General features: G+C 64.5%; 2 protein-coding genes and 1 pseudogene. 2 read left to right on the forward strand and 1 reads right to left on the reverse strand.

Annotated features, from left to right (window positions below; genetic code table 11):
* Window positions 1–72: 72 nt before the first annotated feature.
* A complete protein-coding gene (gltX, locus tag EN745_RS31925) occupies window positions 73–1,497 on the forward strand; it encodes a glutamate--tRNA ligase (RefSeq protein ID WP_127423093.1) in 1,425 nt (474 codons plus the stop codon).
* A 182-nt stretch (window positions 1,498–1,679) separates the two neighbouring features.
* Window positions 1,680–3,008 carry a citrate synthase gene (gene gltA / locus EN745_RS31930; protein WP_126054475.1) on the forward strand — a complete coding sequence of 443 codons (1,329 nt, stop codon included), beginning with the start codon at window positions 1,680–1,682 and terminating at the stop codon, window positions 3,006–3,008.
* A gap of 46 nt (window positions 3,009–3,054) precedes the next feature.
* On the opposite strand, the pseudogene EN745_RS31935 reads toward gltA, so the two are convergent.
* Window positions 3,055–3,566: pseudogene (locus tag EN745_RS31935) on the reverse strand (lipid-A-disaccharide synthase); the annotation flags it as partial.

Below are 3,566 nucleotides of genomic sequence, written 5' to 3' on the forward strand. Positions count from 1 at the left end.
ATGCTACATGAACGCGCGAAGCGCGAAAGTCCGCGCAATCACGCCCGCTTCCTATGCCAGCCTGAGAGTGCCATGTCCGACAAGGTCGTCACCCGTTTTGCCCCCTCGCCGACAGGCTACCTGCACATTGGCGGGGCGCGCACGGCGCTGTTCAACTGGCTCTATGCCAGGCACACCGGCGGCACGATGCTGCTGCGCATCGAGGATACCGATCGCGAGCGCTCCACCGAGGCGGCAACCGCTGCCATCCTGGACGGACTAACCTGGCTCGGCCTTTCATGGGATGGTGAGGCGGTTTCGCAGTTCGAGCGCGCGCCGCGCCATCGCGAGGTGGCCGTTGATCTCGTGCGCCTGGGCAAGGCCTATTACAGCTATGAGACGCCTGCGGAGCTCGAGGCGATGCGCGAGGCGGCGCGCGCCAAGGGCCTGCCGCCACGCTATAACGGCCAATGGCGCGACCGCGACCCGTCCGAGGCGCCGCCCGGCATCAAGGGCGCCATCCGCATCAAGGCGCCGGCCGAGGGCGAGACCGTCGTGCACGACCGGGTGCAGGGCGAGGTGCGCTTTCCCAACAAGGACCTCGACGACTTCATCATCCTGCGCTCGGACGGCAACCCGACCTACATGCACGCCGTCGTCGTCGACGATCACGACATGGGCGTCACCCACATCATCCGCGGCGACGACCATCTGACCAACGCCGCGCGCCAGACCGTGATCTACAACGCCATGGGCTGGGATGTGCCTTCGATGTCGCACATCCCGCTGATCCATGGCGCCGACGGCGCCAAGCTGTCGAAGCGGCACGGCGCGCTAGGCGTCGAGGCCTATCGTTCGATGGGCTACTTGCCGGAGGCCCTGCTCAACTATCTCGCCCGCCTCGGCTGGAGCCACGGCGACGACGAAGTCATGTCGATCAAAGACATGATCGGCTGGTTCGACATCGGCGACGTCAACAAGGGCGCCGCCCGCTTCGACTTCGCCAAGCTCGAGGCGCTGAACGGCGTCCATATGCGCAAGATGGACGATCATGCGCTGTTCGACATCTTCGTCGCCACCCTGCCCTATCTCGAAGGCGGCCCGGCGCTCGCCGCCCGGCTCGACGACAAGAAGAAGGCGCAGTTGCTCGCGGCCCTGCCCGGGCTTAAGGAGCGCGCCAAGACGCTGGTCGAACTGGTCGACGGCGCCGGCTTCCTGTTTGCCGAGCGGCCGTTGCCGGTCGACGAAAAGGCGGCGGCGCTACTTTCCGGCGAGGCGCGCGCCGTCCTCCGCGGCGCCCATGCGGCTTTGACGGCGGTTCCCGGCGACTGGACGGCCGCGGCCGCCGAGGCAGCGATCCGCGAGTTCGCCCAGGCCGGCGGCCACAAGCTCGGCGCCGTGGCGCAGCCGCTGCGGGCCGCGCTGACCGGCCGGAGCACGTCGCCCGGCGTGTTCGATGTGCTTGCCGTGCTCGGCCGCGAGGAAAGCCTGGCGCGCATCGCGGATCAAATCGATTAGGAGCGAACTGGCCCAAAAAGATTGGCATTGAAAGGTGCGTTTCGCAGTGCAACATTAGGCCTTGGCCCAATCTGGCACGCACCTCCTAAAATGCGGTGGCGAGTACGCGCATTCCGGTGATTTCGACGTGTCGTTTGCAGGATTTGCCTTGCCGGCATGAGGAAACAAAAAGGAGTTTGCTAATGAGCGAAGCTGCAACGAAACTGGAACCGAGCGCCAAACCGCACGGGTCGACCGCCAAGCTGGAGCTCGCCGGCAAGACGCACGAGTTCAAGGTGCGAAGCGGTTCCGTCGGGCCTGACGTCATCGATATCGGCTCGCTCTACAGCACCACCGGCGCCTTCACCTACGATCCCGGCTTCACCTCTACGGCCAGCTGCGAGTCGGCCATCACCTTCATCGACGGCGACGCCGGCATCCTGCTGCACCGCGGCTATCCGATCGACCAGCTCGCCGAGCATGGCGACTTCCTCGAGGTCTGCTACCTGCTGCTCTATGGCGAGTTGCCTACCAAGGCGCAGAAAGACGACTTCGACTACCGGGTGACGCGCCACACCATGGTGCATGAGCAGATGTCGCGCTTCTTCACCGGTTTCCGCCGCGATGCGCATCCAATGGCCGTCATGTGCGGCGTGGTCGGCGCGCTCTCGGCCTTCTATCATGACTCGACCGACATCTCGGATCCGTACCAGCGCATGGTCGCCTCGATGCGGCTCATCGCCAAGATGCCGACGATCGCGGCGATGGCCTACAAGTACCACATCGGCCAGCCCTTCATTTATCCGAAGAACGAGCTGAACTTCGCCGCCAACTTCCTGCACATGTGCTTTGCGGTGCCCTGCGAGGAATACAAGATCAATCCGGTGCTGGCGCGCGCCATGGAACGCATCTTCATCCTGCACGCCGACCACGAGCAGAACGCCTCCACCTCGACGGTTCGTCTCGCCGGCTCTTCGGGCGCAAACCCCTTCGCCTGCATTGCGGCCGGCATTGCCTGCCTCTGGGGCCCGGCGCATGGCGGCGCCAACGAAGCGGCGCTCAACATGCTGGGCGAGATCGGCCATGTCGACCACATCCCGGAATTCATCGCCCGCGCCAAGGACAAGAACGATCCGTTCCGGCTGATGGGCTTCGGCCACCGCGTCTACAAGAACTACGATCCGCGCGCCAAGATCATGCAGAAGACCGCGCATGAGGTGCTGGGCGAGCTCGGCATCAAGGATGATCCGCTGCTCGACATCGCCATGGAGCTGGAGAAGATCGCGCTCACCGACGCCTACTTCATCGAGAAGAAGCTTTACCCGAATGTCGACTTCTATTCCGGCATTACGCTGAAGGCGCTGGGCTTCCCCACCACCATGTTCACCGTGCTGTTCGCGGTTGCCCGCACCGTCGGCTGGATCGCGCAGTGGAAGGAAATGATCGAGGATCCGCACCAGAAGATCGGCCGGCCGCGTCAGCTCTACACCGGTGCCGCGGAACGCGACTACGTGCCGATCGCCAAGCGCTGATCGCGCCCGAGCGAACAGATCAAAAAGGCGCCCGCAAGGGCGCTTTTTATTTGATGTGCCGGAGAACGACTTCGGCGGCGATATCGCCGGACGGTCTGTCCGTTGCCATGCGCAGCGCGATCTCGGCGAAACCGTCCTTCTGCCAGGCGCGCATGCCGGTGTCGGAAAATAGCGTCTCCAGTTGCCTGGCGAGGTTCTCCGGCAGGACATACTGGTCGTAAAACTCCGGAACGAGGGTCCGGTCCGAGATCAGATTGGGCAGCAGCGCCGACCAGACGGAAATGAGATGCGGCATGACCAGACGCGCCACGGGATCGAGCTTGTAGCAGGACACCATCGGCACGCCCGACAGGGCCAGCTCGAGCGATACTGTCCCCGAGGCGATCAGCGCGGCATCAGCCTTGCCGAAGGCCTGCCATTTGCGTTCCGGCTCGACGACAATCTCCGGTTTGTCGTCCCAACTGGCGACCGAAGCCCTGACCAGGTCGGCCACATGCGGCACCGTCGGCAAGAGCAGACGCAGGCGATGCCCGCGCTGGCGCAGGATCGACATCGTCT

This window comes from Mesorhizobium sp. M4A.F.Ca.ET.022.05.2.1 (assembly GCF_003998845.1).
Classification (GTDB): Bacteria; Pseudomonadota; Alphaproteobacteria; order Rhizobiales; family Rhizobiaceae; genus Mesorhizobium.